This window comes from Segatella copri (genome assembly GCF_019249765.2).
Classification (GTDB): domain Bacteria; phylum Bacteroidota; class Bacteroidia; order Bacteroidales; family Bacteroidaceae; genus Prevotella; species Prevotella copri_K.
In genome coordinates, this window is sequence record NZ_CP152484.1 from 1927685 (window position 1) to 1943579 (window position 15895).

Annotated in this window: 12 protein-coding genes; 8 read left to right on the plus strand and 4 right to left on the minus strand. The window is 48.0% G+C overall.

What is annotated here, in order from left to right; genetic code table 11:
• Nucleotides 1–91: 91 nt before the first annotated feature.
• Nucleotides 92–1270 (minus strand): chorismate-binding protein, encoded by a 1179-nt coding sequence (locus KUA46_RS08510; RefSeq protein WP_218486856.1) that lies wholly within the window; start codon nt 1268–1270, stop codon nt 92–94.
• Nucleotides 1267–1713: a PaaI family thioesterase gene (locus KUA46_RS08515; protein ID WP_119238091.1), complete on the minus strand. Its 447-nt coding sequence runs from the start codon at nt 1711–1713 to the stop codon at nt 1267–1269. The genes KUA46_RS08510 and KUA46_RS08515 overlap by 4 nt, the downstream gene beginning before the upstream one ends.
• Nucleotides 1714–1985: 272 nt before the next feature.
• Between KUA46_RS08515 and lysS the strand changes: the two genes are divergently transcribed.
• From lysS to KUA46_RS08555, 8 genes are all read left to right on the plus strand, one after another.
• Nucleotides 1986–3722: a lysine--tRNA ligase gene (gene lysS, locus KUA46_RS08520; protein ID WP_218486857.1), complete on the plus strand. Its 1737-nt coding sequence runs from the start codon at nt 1986–1988 to the stop codon at nt 3720–3722.
• 17 nt (nt 3723–3739) lie between these two features.
• Complete coding sequence (locus KUA46_RS08525; protein ID WP_117727408.1) at nt 3740–4102, plus strand: four helix bundle protein; 363 nt, start codon at nt 3740–3742, stop codon at nt 4100–4102.
• Nucleotides 4103–4170: 68 nt separating this feature from the next.
• Nucleotides 4171–5169, plus strand: coding sequence for an NAD(P)H-dependent glycerol-3-phosphate dehydrogenase (locus tag KUA46_RS08530; RefSeq protein WP_022121699.1), 999 nt, complete (start codon nt 4171–4173; stop codon nt 5167–5169).
• 83 nt (nt 5170–5252) lie between these two features.
• Nucleotides 5253–6608 (plus strand): glucose-6-phosphate isomerase, encoded by a 1356-nt coding sequence (locus KUA46_RS08535; RefSeq protein ID WP_218486858.1) that lies wholly within the window; start codon nt 5253–5255, stop codon nt 6606–6608.
• 130 nt (nt 6609–6738) lie between these two features.
• A complete protein-coding gene (locus KUA46_RS08540; RefSeq protein WP_119229396.1) occupies nt 6739–7464 on the plus strand; it encodes an HAD family hydrolase in 726 nt (241 codons plus the stop codon).
• 65 nt (nt 7465–7529) lie between these two features.
• Nucleotides 7530–8639: a GDP-mannose 4,6-dehydratase gene (gmd, locus tag KUA46_RS08545; protein ID WP_022121697.1), complete on the plus strand. Its 1110-nt coding sequence runs from the start codon at nt 7530–7532 to the stop codon at nt 8637–8639.
• Between the two features lie 44 nt (nt 8640–8683).
• The gene (locus KUA46_RS08550) at nt 8684–9892 is read left to right on the plus strand and encodes a GDP-L-fucose synthase family protein (RefSeq protein WP_006847208.1); all 1209 of its coding nucleotides are present in this window, start codon (nt 8684–8686) and stop codon (nt 9890–9892) included.
• A 15-nt stretch (nt 9893–9907) separates the two neighbouring features.
• Complete coding sequence (locus KUA46_RS08555) at nt 9908–11110, plus strand: uracil-xanthine permease family protein (protein ID WP_218486859.1); 1203 nt, start codon at nt 9908–9910, stop codon at nt 11108–11110.
• Between the two features lie 488 nt (nt 11111–11598).
• Here KUA46_RS08555 and KUA46_RS08560 read toward each other — a convergent pair whose 3' ends face one another.
• Both KUA46_RS08560 and KUA46_RS08565 read right to left on the minus strand, forming a co-directional pair.
• Nucleotides 11599–12993 carry a hypothetical protein gene (locus KUA46_RS08560; RefSeq protein WP_218486860.1) on the minus strand — a complete coding sequence of 465 codons (1395 nt, stop codon included), beginning with the start codon at nt 12991–12993 and terminating at the stop codon, nt 11599–11601.
• A gap of 52 nt (nt 12994–13045) precedes the next feature.
• Nucleotides 13046–15847 carry a TonB-dependent receptor gene (locus tag KUA46_RS08565; RefSeq protein ID WP_218486861.1) on the minus strand — a complete coding sequence of 934 codons (2802 nt, stop codon included), beginning with the start codon at nt 15845–15847 and terminating at the stop codon, nt 13046–13048.
• Nucleotides 15848–15895: the final 48 nt, after the last annotated feature.

Here is a 15895-nt window from a genome sequence, read left to right on the forward strand (position 1 = left end):
GGTTGTTTTTATGTTTTCAGATTCTTGAAGAGCCTTTGTCTTTTAGCATTATAAAATCAGAATGAATCCCTATCATTTCTCTGCAAGACCTTTACAGGACCGACAGGATGGTCTGCATCTTAGCTTCAGTTTCCTTCCACTCCTTCTCCATCTCGCTTTCCTTCAGCAATCCGCCTCCGGCATAGAGTTCGCAAGAGCCGTCATCCAGGATGTTCATGCAGCGCAGGGAAACATAGAGATGCGTCTTTCCTTTCGGCGAAATCGGTCCCACAAAACCACTGTAGTATTTGCGCGACTGATGTTCATACTGCAGGATAAACCGGCGAGCTTCATCCTTCGGTATTCCGCAGACGGCAGGCGTAGGATATAAGGCATCGAGCACATCGCCCAGACACCCCGTATCATGCAGGCTGAAAGCGATGTCGGTACGGAGATGATAGAGATTGGCAGCCATCGTGGTATAAGGTCCCTTCTTCTGATAATCATCCGAAAAGGCCTTGATGCAATCCTCGATATAATCGGTTACATACTGCTGTTCCTCTCTGTTCTTCTCCGACCATTCTATCCCTTCTACCGGATAATCGGCTACGGTCTTGGAAGGTTCAGCCTTCTGGGTGCCTGCCAGCGACATGGTCACCATCTGATTCTGTTCACCTTTGAGCAGAATTTCAGGTGTAGCCATCAGCCATAAACCCGACTGGGGTGTATAAACCAAGGCTACAAAAAGACGGGGATACATCCGGCAGGTCTTCAGAAACAGAGCCTTTAAAGAGTCTGAATCCTGCACAACAGAAGCATTGGCTACATTCTGCACAGCTGAAGTCTTGCCGGCATCTTGCACTGCTGAAGTCTGGACTGATTCTAAAGGCTGCCGATTGCTCTGAATACGCAGTTTTCTTGCCAGAACAATCTTGCTGAATTTACCTTCAGAGAGCTGCCGGTGAAAGCATTCAAACTCCCTTGCATAGGCTTCAAAATTACGTCCCGACGTAGATTCTGCTACGTCACGACGTAATTCCTGCTGCGTCACGACGCAGGAAGTGCCGCATCGCGATGCATTTTCAGCCCCCTCGGCAGAGAGAAGTTTACTTTCATCCGGATGCATTAACACCACGGGACATTCGCTGGATGGCGCGAAAGGAGCTATCACGAAACCTTCCTTGCCATTCAGTTCTGCCACAGAAGAGAGTACCTCAGGTTCTCCCTCATGCTGAGCCACATAGGTAGCATGGTGCAGATAAGGCAGACGATAATACGCAAAAGCTATCATACCTTAGTTTCTGCCCCCTTTTTCTGATTGTCTTTCTTTGGAGTGAACACATAGTTGGTTACCTGTACGGTACAGATTACCTCACCAGCCGTATTCTTGATATCCACCTGCCAGGTATGCAAGGTTCTGCCCTTGTGCACAATCTTGGCAAAGGCAGTAACCGTATCGCCCTCGCTGACCGCCTGAACGTGAGTACCGTTCACGTTGATACCCACGGCAATCTGTCCCGGACAGAGCGCCAGGGAACCGATACCCGCCACATTCTCGGCAAGAGCCAGAGAAGCACCTCCACTCAAGAAGCCGAAAGGTTGGCGATTACGCTCATCTACCATCATCGTTGCCTGAAGCGTATCAGGCTCAGGGGTAGAAATGAAATGCATTCCGAGGGTCTTGGATAATCCATCAGTCTTGCTGATTCTTTTTACTAATTCATCTATGTTCATCTTATTATCTCCTATTTTTCGTATTTTGTTATTGATTCAGAGCTATTCGTTTTCTCTTCGCTCCAAAGTATGTTTCTGATAAACTCAACGCAAAGGTAAGACTTTCTTTAGAGAAAACAAAATTTATCGCACTTTTTATTTGATGAAGGGCAAACTTTACATACCTTTTCCTTTCTTTAATAATAAAAAACATAAAAAACGGCATATAGTTCAGATTTATTTTGTATTTTTGCACCAAAAATAAGAAAATAAAAGATATATCTGAATAGAATATGAACATTTTAGAGCTAAGCGAACAGGAAATCGTTCGCAGACAGAGTCTTCAGACATTGCGCGAGATGGGCATCGACCCATACCCAGCAGCAGAGTTTCCAACCAATGCATTCAGCACAGATATCAAAGCTGAATACAAGGACGAGGACGAGCTACGCCAGGTAGTTATCGCCGGACGTATGATGGGTCGCCGCGTAATGGGTAAAGCTAGCTTCGCTGAGTTGCAGGACTCAAAGGGAAGAATCCAGGTTTATATCGCCCGCGACGAGATTTGTCCAGACGAGAACAAGGACCTTTATAATACTGTATTCAAGAAACTCCTCGATATCGGTGACTTCATCGGTGTAAAGGGTTTCGTATTCCGCACACAGACTGGCGAGATTTCTGTTCACGCCAAGGAATTGTGCCTGCTCTCTAAGAGCTTGAAGCCACTCCCTATCGTGAAGTATAAGGATGGCGTGGCTTACGACAAGTTCGATGATCCAGAGTTGCGTTACCGCCAGCGCTACGTTGACCTCATCGTTAATGATGGCGTAAAGGATACTTTCCTGCAGCGTGCTACCGTGCTCCGCACTCTGCGCAGCGTACTCGACAACGCAGGTTATACTGAGGTAGAAACTCCTACCCTGCAGAGCATTGCCGGTGGTGCTTCTGCCCGCCCATTCATCACCCACTTCAATGCGCTCGATCAGGATATGTACATGCGTATCGCAACCGAGCTCTACCTGAAGCGACTCATCGTAGGTGGTTTCGAGGGTGTTTATGAAATCGGCAAGAACTTCCGCAACGAGGGTATGGACCGCAACCACAACCCTGAGTTTACCTGTATGGAGCTTTATGTTCAGTACAAGGACTACAACTGGATGATGGCTTTCACAGAGAAGTTGCTCGAAACAATCTGTATCGCCGTAAACGGCAAGCCAGAGCGCGAGATTGATGGCAACATCATCAGTTTCAAGGCTCCATATCGCCGTCTGCCTATCCTCGATGCCATCAAGGAGAAGACCGGTTTCGACTGCAACGGCAAGACCGAGGAAGAGATCCGCGCATTCTGCAAGGAGAAGGGCATGGATGTAGATGAGACTATGGGTAAGGGTAAGTTGATTGATGAGCTCTTCGGTGAGTTCTGCGAGGGAACCTTCCTCCAGCCAACCTTCATCACCGACTATCCTGTAGAGATGTCTCCACTGACCAAGATGCACCGTTCTAAACCAGGTTTGACCGAGCGTTTCGAGTTGATGGTTAACGGTAAGGAGCTTGCCAATGCATACTCTGAGCTTAACGACCCAATTGACCAGGAAGAGCGTTTCATCGACCAGATGAAGCTTGCTGACAAGGGTGATGACGAGGCAATGATTATCGATCAGGACTTCCTCCGTGCCCTCCAGTACGGTATGCCTCCAACATCAGGTATCGGTATCGGTATCGACCGATTGGTCATGCTGATGACAGGCAAGACCTTCATCCAGGAGGTATTGTTCTTCCCACAGATGAAGCCAGAGAAGAAGATGCCACAGAGCACCATCAAGGAATGGGAAGAGATTGGCGTGCCAGAGGATTGGGCATACGTGCTCCGCAAGGCAGGCTTCAACCTCATCTCTGATATCCGTGAAGAAAAAGCACAAGGCTTGCAGCAGAAGATTGGAGAAATCAACAAGAAGTACAAGCTCGGCTACGAGAAGCCTTCTGTTGACGACATCCAGGGCTGGATTGATCGCAGTAATGTTGAATGTTGATTGTTGAATGTTGAATTATGAGCAGCGCAAAAGATTTACTTATGACCAAGAGTATGGATTTTGCTGTACGCATCGTTAATCTATACAAATGGTTATGTAACGAGAAGAAGGAGTTTGTTTTAAGCAAACAACTCCTTCGTTCTGGTACTAGTATCGGAGCTAATCTTTCCGAAGCTCAGTCAGCAATCAGCAAAGCAGACTTTGCTGCAAAGGTTTACATTTCTCTCAAAGAAAGTAAAGAGACATTATATTGGATAGAGCTTTTGTATCAAACTAAATACTTAGACGAAAAGCTATACCTATCTATATATAAGGATGCCAATGAAATGGTAAGTCTTCTTGCTTCTGTTACTAAGAAATTACAACCAGACAGCCATTAAGTCTCACAACATCCAGCATGCAAGGCGTATGCCAACTCAACATTCAACATTCAACATTCAACATTAACATGTATAACTGCGGTAAAATAGCGATAATTGGCGGCGGTAGCTGGGCTACGGCAATAGCCAAGATTGTGGTGGGTCATACTCATCATATAGGCTGGTATATGCGTCGCGATGACCGCATCGAGGACTTCAAGCGCATGGGGCACAACCCTGCCTATCTGATGTCGGCACGATTCAATGTAGATGAGATTTTCTTCTCTTCCGACATCAACAAGATAGTGCAGAATTACGATACACTCGTGTTCGTCACCCCGTCGCCTTATCTGAAGAATCATCTCAAGAAGCTCAAGACGCGACTCAGCGACAAGTTCATCATCACAGCCATCAAAGGTATTGTGCCTGATGAAAACCTCGTTTGCTCAGAGTATTTCCATCAGGTTTACGATGTGCCTTACGAGAACCTCGCCTGCATCGGAGGTCCTTCTCATGCCGAGGAGGTGGCACTGGAGCGACTGAGCTATCTCACCGTGGGCTGTAGCGATACCGAAAAGGCGCGTGCCTTCGCCAACGATTGTCTGGCGAGTGAATTCATCAAGACCAAGACTTCGAGCGATGTCATCGGTATCGAATACTCTTCGGTTCTGAAGAACGTATACGCCATCGCAGCAGGTATCTGTGGCGGTCTGAAGTATGGTGACAACTTCCAGGCGGTACTCATGTCAAATGCCGTTCAGGAGATGCACCGCTTCCTGACAGCCGTCCACCCTATCGACCGAAGCATGTACGACTCAGTTTATCTGGGCGACTTGCTCGTAACAGGTTACAGCAACTTTTCCCGCAACCGCACCTTCGGAACCATGATAGGCAAGGGCTACAGCGTGAAGAGTGCGCAGATAGAGATGGAGATGATTGCAGAAGGATATTTCGGCACCAAGTGTATGAAGGAAATCAATCGCCACATGCACGTCAACATGCCGATTCTCGATGCTGTATATAATATATTGTACGAGCGCATCAGTCCGCAAATCGAAATCAAACTCTTGACCGACTCGTTCAGATAGGCACATCCTATCCTTCGGTTTCGGCAGAAGAGTTTGTCTTCAAGTAGTAACATTAACACATTCATTTAGATATTAAAAGAAAAATGAAAAGTATCAGCTTAAACATTACAAAAGCTGCATCATTCCTTGCAGAAGGTGCAGTAAAGGCTTACGAGCCTAAGGTTAAGGCCGCTCAGGAAGCTCTTGAGAACGGCACTTGTGAAGGTAACGATTTCTTGGGATGGTTGCATTTGCCATCTTCTATCACTCCTGAGTTCCTCAATGAGATTCAGGCTGTTGCCAATACTTTGCGCGAAAAGTGTGAGGTGGTTGTTGTAGCAGGTATCGGTGGTAGCTACCTCGGTGCACGCGCCGTTATCGAAGGCCTCGGCAACTCTTTCGCTTGGCTCGTAAACGACAAGAAGAACCCTACTATCCTCTTCGCAGGTAACAATATCGGTGAGGACTACCTCTTCGAGTTGACTTCTTTCTTGAAGGACAAGAAGTTTGGTGTCATCAATATCTCTAAGTCTGGTACCACTACTGAGACTGCTCTCGCTTTCCGTCTTTTGAAGAAGCAATGCGAGGATCAGCGCGGTAAGGAAGAGGCTAAGAATGTTATCGTAGCTGTAACCGACGCCAAGAAGGGTGCTGCACGTACTTGTGCTGACAAGGAGGGTTATAAGAGCTTCATCATCCCTGATAATGTAGGTGGCCGCTTCTCTGTTTTGACCCCTGTAGGTTTGTTGCCTATCGCAGTAGCAGGTTTCGATGTAAAGCAGCTCGTAGCTGGTGCGGCTGACATGGAGAAGGCTTGCGGCAAGGACGTAGCTTTCGAGGAGAATCCTGCAGCTATCTATGCAGCTACACGTCAGGCTCTCTATACTCAGGCTGGCAAGAAGATTGAGATTGTATGCAACTTCCAGCCTAAACTTCACTACTTCGCTGAGTGGTGGAAGCAGCTCTATGGTGAGAGCGAGGGTAAGGACCAGAAGGGTATCTTCCCAGCTGCTTGCGACTTCACTACCGACCTTCACTCTATGGGCCAGTGGATTCAGCAGGGCGAGCGCTCTATCTTCGAGACTGTTATCAGCGTAGAGACTCCTAACGAGAAGTTGCTCTTCCCTCACGATGATGAGAACCTCGACGGTTTGAACTTCCTCGAGGGCAAGCGTGTTGACGAGGTGAACAAGATGGCAGAGCTCGGTACACGTCTGGCTCACGTTGACGGTGGTGTTCCTAACATCCTGGTTAACGTACCAGAGTTGAACGCTTACTACCTCGGTCAGCTGATCTACTTCTTCGAGAAGGCTTGCGGTATCAGCGGTCTCTTGGAAGAGGTGAACCCATTCAACCAGCCTGGTGTTGAGGCATACAAGAAGAATATGTTCGCATTGCTCAACAAGCCAGGTTATGAGGCAGAGAGCAAAGCTATCCAGGAGCGCTTGAAGAATGAGTAAAGCTAAATGTTAAGTGTTAAGTGTTAAATGTTAAATTAGGGCTAGCGCCATTAATACTGGGCAAAGAAATTGCTCCGTTAGACAACTTAACATTTAACATTAAACACTTAACATTAAAACACAAAGGTTGATGAAGGAAATTATTTTTAAATATATGAAAGAACACGGCTTTGGGGAATTCAACCCTAAAGCCGTGCTTTTTGATATGGACGGCGTGCTGTACAACAGTATGCCAAATCATGCTGTGGCATGGCAGGAATCGATGAAACAGTTTGATATCCACATGACAGCAGCCGATGCTTATGCCACCGAAGGAGCCCGAGGCATTGACACCATCCAGATGATGGTGAAGAAGCAGAAGGGCATCGACATCACGCTGGACGAAGCACAGAAGATGTATGATGTGAAGACCGAAATATTCCACTCGATGCCTACTGCCGAAATATTTCCTGGCGTAAAGGAAATCATGCAGAAGATTAAAGATGCCGGCATGCAGGTAGGAGTGGTAACAGGAAGTGGACAGCGCCCGCTCATCATGCGACTGCTCAACGACTTCGGTGATTTTCTGGATGAAGCACATATCGTAACCGCCTATGATGTAAAGCGCGGCAAACCAAATCCTGACCCATATCTCATGGGATTGCAGAAGGCAGGAAACCTGAACCCCTGGGAAGGCATCGTGGTAGAGAATGCTCCTTTGGGCGTCCGTGCCGGCGTGGCAGCCAACATTTTTACGGTAGCAATTAACAGCGGTCCGCTACCAGATGAAGAATTATCCAATAAGGGTTGCAATCTACTCTATCACCAGATGACTGAATTCTGTGATGACTTTGAAAACCTGATTGCTAAGGCTTAATCCGGTTTACCCACAGATATTCTGACTTATTCAATAAAAAGACATCATTAAAAACATATAATGACATGAATAGAAAAGTAGCTTTAATTACAGGTATTACAGGCCAGGATGGTTCATACTTGGCTGAATTATTGTTGGAAAAAGGGTATGATGTTCACGGAACTATCCGCCGATCATCTACCGACTACCGCGAAAGAATTGCCCATTTGGAGGGTACACCTAATTTCCATCTTCACTATGCTGACCTCGGTGACTCTATGAGTATCATCCAGGTAATGAACAAGGTGAAACCTACTGAGGTATATAATCTGGCAGCACAGAGCCACGTACAGGTGAGCTTCGACTCCCCTGAGTTTACAGCAGATGTAGATGCTACCGGTGTGCTCCGTATCCTGGAGGCTATCCGCCAATGCGGTCTGGAGAAGACCTGCCGCATGTATCAGGCTTCAACATCTGAGCTCTACGGTAAGGTAGAAGAGGTTCCTCAGAACGAGAACACTCCATTCCACCCTTATTCTCCATACGCTGTTGCCAAGCAGTATGGTTTCTGGATTGTCAAGGAGTATCGTGAGGCTTATGATATGTTCTGCTGCTCTGGTATCCTCTTCAATCATGAAAGTGAGCGCCGTGGTGAGACTTTCGTTACCCGCAAGATTACTTTGGCTGCAGCCCGCATCAAGCAGGGCAAGCAAGACAAGCTCTATCTCGGTAACCTGGATTCGCTCCGCGACTGGGGTTATGCCAAGGATTATGTAGAGTGTATGTGGCTGATTCTCCAGGCTGAGAAACCAGAGGACTTCGTGATTGCAACAGGTAAGCAGCACTCTGTTCGTGAGTTCGCCCAGCTGGCGTTCCACTATGTAGGAATCGAACTGAAATGGGAAGGCAAGGATGAGAACGAGAAGGGTATCTGCGTTGAGGGTCCTGAGGAACTCATCGGCAAGACACTCGTTGAGGTTTCTCCTGATTTCTACCGTCCTACCGACGTGGTGAACCTCTGGGGTGACCCAACAAAGGCAAAGGCTAAGCTCAACTGGAATCCTAACACCACCTCTTTCGAGGATCTCGTAAAGATCATGGTAGAGAGCGATATGGCGAAGGTTGCTGCCGAGGATGCCGGTCAGAAGGTTCGCTGCAATCTTGCAGAATATTTGGAGAAGGGTATTGTTAAGTAATAGTTTATAGTTAACAGTTGATAGATAGTTTATAGCAATAATCAATGTTATCAAAAGATAGTAAAATTTATATAGCAGGACACCACGGACTCGTGGGTTCTGCTATTTGGAATAACCTCAAGAAGAGAGGCTATAACAATCTGGTAGGTCGTTCTCACAAAGAACTCGACTTGACCGACCAGTATGCAGTAGAGAAGTTCTTTGACGAGGAAAAGCCTGATGCAGTAGTATTGGCTGCTGCCTTCGTGGGCGGTATCATGGCGAATTCATTGTATCGTGCAGACTTCATCATGCAGAACATGAAGATGCAATGCAACGTAATCAGCAACGCTTATTCTCATGGCGTGAAGAAACTCCTCTTCCTGGGCTCTACCTGCATCTATCCTAAGAATGCACCGCAGCCTATGAGCGAAGATGTGCTCCTTACTTCCCCGCTGGAATATACCAACGAGGAATATGCCATCGCCAAGATTGCCGGACTGAAGATGTGCGAGAGCTACAACCTTCAGTATGGTACCAACTATATCGCTGTGATGCCAACCAACCTCTATGGCCCTAACGATAACTTCCATCTGGAGAACAGCCACGTAATGCCTGCGATGATGCGCAAGATTTATCTTGCCAAACTCATCCACGATGGCGACTGGCACAGCATCGAGGTGGATATGAACAAGCGCCCTATCAACCCTACTGATAAGCTCCGCGAAATCATCGGCGAGGGTAACGTAGACGGCAGCAACTCTCACGAGCGCATTCTGAAGGCGCTGGAGTTCTATGGCATCTACGACAACAAGGTAGTGCTTTGGGGAACAGGCAAACCATTGCGTGAATTCCTCTGGAGCGAGGATATGGCAGATGCCAGCGTTCACGTGCTCCTGAATGTAGATTTCAAGGACATCATCGGTATCGAGAAGTACAGTTCTGTATTCTATGGTGCCAAGGTAGATGGTGCTGTGGATAGAAACAACTCTGAGGGCCGTGGTGGCGCTATCCCTTCTCTCGGTGAGATTCGCAACTGCCACATCAACGTGGGTACCGGCAAGGAGCTCACCATCCGTGAACTTTCTGAGCTTGTAGTAAAGGCAGTAGGTTTCGAAGGCGAGGTAGAGTTTGACGCCAGCAAGCCAGATGGAACCATGCGCAAGCTCATCTCTGTAGATAAGCTCCACAGCCTCGGCTGGACGCATAAGGTAGAGATTGAGGATGGTGTGAAGAAACTCTTCGACTGGTATCAGGAGAGTCTGAAAGACTAATAAAGAATATCGACTATGGATACAGAACAACTTTCTATGACCAAGAAAACCCTTGTGGGAGTACAGTTCCTGTTTGTGGCTTTCGGTGCAACGGTTCTGGTGCCTCTTCTGATAGGCATCGATCCGGCAACGGCTCTCTTCACCGCTGGTGTAGGAACCTTTCTTTTTCACTTCATCACCAAGGGTAAGGTGCCTATTTTTCTGGGCAGTTCCTTCGCCTTTATTGCCCCTATCATCGCTGCAACCAAGCAATGGGGACTGCCTGGAACAATCGCCGGACTAACCAGCGTTTCTCTGGTGTATTTCGTCATGAGCGCCCTAGTGAAATGGCAGGGCAAGAAACTGCTGGACAGGATTTTTCCTCCGGTAGTCATCGGTCCCGCCATCATCCTCATTGGTCTCTCCCTTTCTGGCAGCGCTGTGGATATGGCAAAGACCAACTGGATTCTCGCCTTTACATCGCTCATCACCGCTATCCTGGTGCTTACCTTCTGCAAGGGTTTGATGAAGCTGGTTCCTATCATTTCGGGGGTTATTGTGGGCTATGTCATCGCCATCTGCATGGGCGAGGTAGATTTCTCGGGCGTGGCAGCGGCATCATGGTTCTCCTGTCCTGTATCCTTCGATACCATCACCCATTTCTCCTGGGCTCCATTCCTCTATATGTTGCCCGTGGCGATAGCTCCGGTGCTGGAGCATATCGGCGATGTATATGTGGTGAGTGCCGTAGCCAAGAAGGATTTCGTGGCAGATCCGGGATTGCATCGCACAATGTTGGGCGATGGACTGGCATGTCTCTGTTCAGCCTTTCTGGGCGGACCTCCTGAGACCACTTATTCAGAGGTAACAGGTGCGATGTCTATCACCAAGGTAACGAGTCCTGCTGTGATTCGCATATCCGCAGCCACCGCCATCTGTTTCTCCATCGTGGGCAAGTTGAGTGCTTTGTTGCAGAGCATTCCTCAGGCGGTTTTAGGTGGCATCATGCTGCTGCTTTTTGGAACCATCGCAAGTGTGGGCGTTCAGAATCTGATGCAGAACAAGGTAGACATGAATGAAACCCGCAATGTCATCATCACCTCTGTGATGCTGACGATGGGCTTGGGTGGCGCCGTTCTCTCATCCGGTTCCTTCGCCATTTCCGGCATCGGTCTTTCCGCCGTCATCGGCGTAGTACTCAACCTCGTTCTTCCTAAGACGAAGAAGAAAGAGGCATAAATAAGGAAAAAGCTTTGAAAACGAGATTGTTTTCAAAGCTTTTTCTTTTTTTCTTGCATCATTCGGAGTAAGCGGATGAATTAGAACAAAAAAAGAGGTAAAACAAGGAATTTACCCTACTAAAACAGTTCTTTCAACTAAGAAAAGAAACATTTATACTTAGATAAAATCTCCGTTCATAGACGTTGAATGTCCGTTCAAAGACGTTGAACCGCCGTTCAAAGACGCTGAACCGCCGTTCAACGTCTATGAACGGAGATTTCAATAGGGTTAAAGAACATTTTATCCTATAATCAACCAAGACTTTTCCTAGGATTAACACAAAATTAATGCAGGAAGAAGGAAGAAAGAAGGTAAGAGAGATGAAGAAAAGACGTTGTTTCTATCTCGAACTAAACCGATTGTACAAGAAAAGCGTGCAAGCTACATCTCTGTCGCCTGCACGCATCCTCTTTTATTTAATCGCGCTATGATATTATAATCGCTTTTTACAATCTCGCTCCGAATCTTGCGCTTGGCAATGGGGCGGTGAAGTAATAGTTCTGGTCGTTATTCTTATCCAGGAAATTCACCTGCTTCATGCCGAAGAATGGCAGACCTTGTGGGAAGAGGCGGGCAAAATCGGTTACACCTCCTGAAAGGGCAGGACTGTCTGCCTGATAATCGAAATTCCAACTCTTGTCGAATGCCAATGGAGCCCCCTGGGCTACATCATCTATCTCGCAATTAATGTTCATCTTGTCGCTCTGCTTGAAGTTCTTGAAGAGAGGATTGAGCTGACCAGCCACGCTGCTCTTGATATCGGTATCAAACCAGATGCCGAGCTCTGCATCCTTCGACATCTGCGCTACGCCTGTCTCTGTAGATGCAAAGTAGTAGTTTGGTGTAAGACGACTGTGCTCCATATCAGCACCATCCTTTTTTGGCTGCTTCAGTCCGAAACGGGAATCGTAAATGAGGTTGTTCACGAAGACTGGCTTCGCAGCCTTCTCTACCCAGACAGAACCACCCTTTTTGTTTTTGGAACGGCGCCAGCCGCAGTTGATGATGGTATTGTTATAGACGGTCATCTCAGAGAGAGGGATTACCTCGCTATTGCCGGCATTAGAAAGCTTGAAGGCGTTGGTGCAGGCGTTGTAGATGATGTTGTTGGCTACATCAATCTTGCAACCTGCCTTTACGTTGATGGCCTCGCCACCATCGGCTGCATTTCCGCTATCGGCAAAGATATTGTTGATAATCACGCCGTTACCACCTGTAAAATAAGTCTGGTCGTTGTAGTTGTCATGGAAGAAACTGTTTGCCATCACAAACTTGCCGTTTACATTACAGAAGTGAAAGGCTGGCACACCGCCATCGATGGTGGTCTTGAAAAGCTTGTTCTGGAAAGAAGCTGAACTCTCGGTAGGAGTAGCACCGGCATAGGCCACATCCACGTGGTTGAGCACCACCTCTTCTGAATTGTAGCCGCAGATGATGCCGCCCCAATCAGCAGGCTTCCTGGTATCAGAAGTAAAGACTACCGGTTTTTCGGCGGTTCCCAGGCAATAGAGATTGCCCAATACTACGATTTCTACCGGCACCTGAACCTCTGATTTGCAGGTAACGGTTACGCCTGGCTCAATGTAGAGCGATGCTCCTACTGGAATTTCAACGCTCTGGCTCAGGGTAGTATCCTTGGTCCAAACCACAGAACCTTTAGGATATTCTGCCACCTTCGTTGTGATGACATCCTTAGAACCCTGGTTCTCATTGCCATCACTTCCATTACCGCCATTATTCACGTAATCGTATGGATTGATATTATCGTTCTCGCAAGATGTGGAGAACATTGCAGCTGCTGCCATCAACAGCAAAGCAGCAAAAGTATTTATCTTTTTCATTTCTTCTTTTTTTACTTTTTTACCTTTTTACCTTTAAAAGCCTTTTTACCTTTTATAGCTTGTATCTTACTCCCAGAAGGAAGGTTCTGCCATACTGATAAGTTCCCACGATGGTCTTATCGCTCTTCTGGCCCTCATACTCCAGATTGCTCTTGTTCACGGTCTTCAAGTATCTCTCACGCTTGGCATCGAGCAGATTGTTTGCCTTGAAGAAGATGGAGATGCCGTTCTTGAATTGCTTCTCGGCACTCAGGTCGAGACCGAACATCGCCTTGTCCCACTGGTCGGCATCCTTGAAGGGAGAAACCAGGGCAAGCTTGGTGCCCGTGAAGGAAGAGGCCAGCTGCGCATTCCAGCCATGCTCCGTATCCTTATATAATAAGGAGATATTGGCGGTATGAGGAGCCTGATTAACCAGCGGACGGGTCTGGGTTACACCCGTCTTATACTCGGCACTACCCTCCTGGTACTCACGCTTCGAGGTGGTGATTTCAGAATGGGTGTAAGTATAATTCGCTTTTACTCCGAAGTGGCGGATGTACTTGATTACGTCGATTTCGAAGCCCATGTTCTTGGCATTACCCAGATTGTCCGGCATGTAATAGGCATCGGTTCCGGCTCCAATCTTGCCATCCGATGTTACGAACACCTGCTCTATAGGGTCTTTCAGATACTTATAGAATACGCCAGCAAGAATCTGTTCGGTCTTGCTTGGGAACCACTCCCAGCGCAGGTCGATGTTGTCGATGCGGGCACGCTTCAGGTTTGGATTACCCTTTTCCTGATACTCCTCGCCCTGAATCTGATAAGGCACTATCTCGTAGAAGCCCGGACGGTTGATGGAGCGATAGTAAGAGAGACGCACGTTCATCTTCTTGGTTGGCGTCCACTTGATGGATGCCGATGGCAGATAATCCCAGTAGCTCTGCTCGCCCACCTGTCCCATGTTGCGGAAATGCTGGAGCATGGTGTAAATCTGGTTGGTGTGCTCGGCACGGAAACCGGCATTCAGTTCGCCCACCTCGCTCTTCAGGGTTACCATGGCATAGGCTCCGCCGATGTGCTCCTTGGAATCGTAGTTGAGCTGCGAAGCCTGAGAATAAGGAGTCTTGCAAACCCAATCGATGTGAGCAAACTGGTCTATTCCGTTGCCATCCAATCGCTGCGAGATGTCGGCAGGATTGAAGATGTAAGAATAATATCTGTTGCTGCGTTCCTTTCTGCGATACTGCGCGCCCGCCTTCCAGAGAGCCTCCACAGAGTTGGCGAAATGGGTATCGTAAGAGAGGTTGATGTAACCCGCCCAGTCGGTATCCTTGTTGTGCTGGAATCGGCGTTCGGCACTCTTAGGCAGGGTCTTGGTGATGTTCTTGTCGCCTTCCCAGATGGAACCCGAAACGGCATCGCCGCCATTCTCGGCTTTTCTGCTCACGGTATTCGTCAGGGTAACGTAAGTTCTATCCGGATCTTCCTCCTTAGCCTGCGAGAACACGCCCGACCAATCTACGGTAAAATCCTTGGTAAGATGATGCGTACCCTTCAGGTTGGTGGCGAAGATGCTCTGGGTGGTTGAGAGAGAGCGCACCTCATCATCCTGGGTGTAGCTGTCGGCTCCGATGTATTCGGTATTGACGCTATTGTTGTATCTGATGCCCTTGGAATTGGTGTGCACATACATGTTGTACCATTCCAGCTTGTAGCCAGGCAGGGTTAAATCTATCTTGGCATGAGCACCCGTGGTAAGGTCGTGGATGCTGTAGTAGCGATGCTGCAGATTGGAAATGTACATGGCCTGCTCGCCCGAAGCCATCTTTACGGAATTGTAGGTGCGCTCGGTACCACGGAAAACATTCTGCACGCTTCCGGCAAGCATCACGCCCAGACGGTCGTTCCAGAAGCGGTTGCCGATGCTCAGACCTCCTATGAAGTTAGGAGCAGGAAGAGAATGGCTCTTCAACTGAACAGGACCGTTCTTGAAATCGCTCATCTGCGCCTTGTAGTCTTTTCCGAAAGCCTCGTAAGGAGATTTCTTTGTATAATCAGAGCGATTGCTGGTAAGATAATCTCTGCCATCCTTCCAGAAATAATCACTTGCTCCGATGGCAGCATTCGCCTGAATCTGAAAGCGGGATGGGGCATCCTTCATCACCATATCCACCACGCCGCCGGCTGCATCGCCTTCCATATCAGCAGTAAGAGACTTGGAAACCACGAGGCGGTCCATCAGATCTGAAGGGAAGATATTCAATGGGATGTAACGGTTTTTATCATCCGGACTAGGAATCTTCACGCCGTTTACCAGGGTGTAGTTGTAGCGCTTGTCCATGCCTCGGAGGATGGCGTAGGAAGCCTCGCCCGATGCATCACGCTCCATGGTTACACCCGATACTCGCTGCAGAACGCTCGCCACGTTGACATCAGGCGAAAGCTGGATGCTCTGCTGGCTCATCACGTTGAGCACATTGCCGGCATTCTTCACGGTTTCTATGGCGCTGCGGTCGCTACGGTATTCACGATGACCGGTAACCACCACTTCGCCCAACTGCTTCAAGTCTTCATCCATCGGAATATCCACCTTGTCTTTCTTAGCCACATCTACTACCATCTCCCTGGTCTTGTACGACATGTAGGAAACGATGATGGTCACCTTGCCTTTATCAGGCAATTCATGCAGGGTGAAAGTACCATCAAGTCCGGTAGTGGTACTCACGTTGGGCAGCTCCTTTACTCGGATTACGGTTCCGATGAGGGGTTCGCCCGTTTTGTTATCCTTGACTATACCATCCAGCGTATGTGCCTGGATGGCGGTAGTCGCTGCGGCAAGAAGCGCCGCACTCAGTAAAAATCTTTTCATCTATATCGCTATTGAAATCTTCATTCGTTTCTTTTTGCAAAAAAGTTT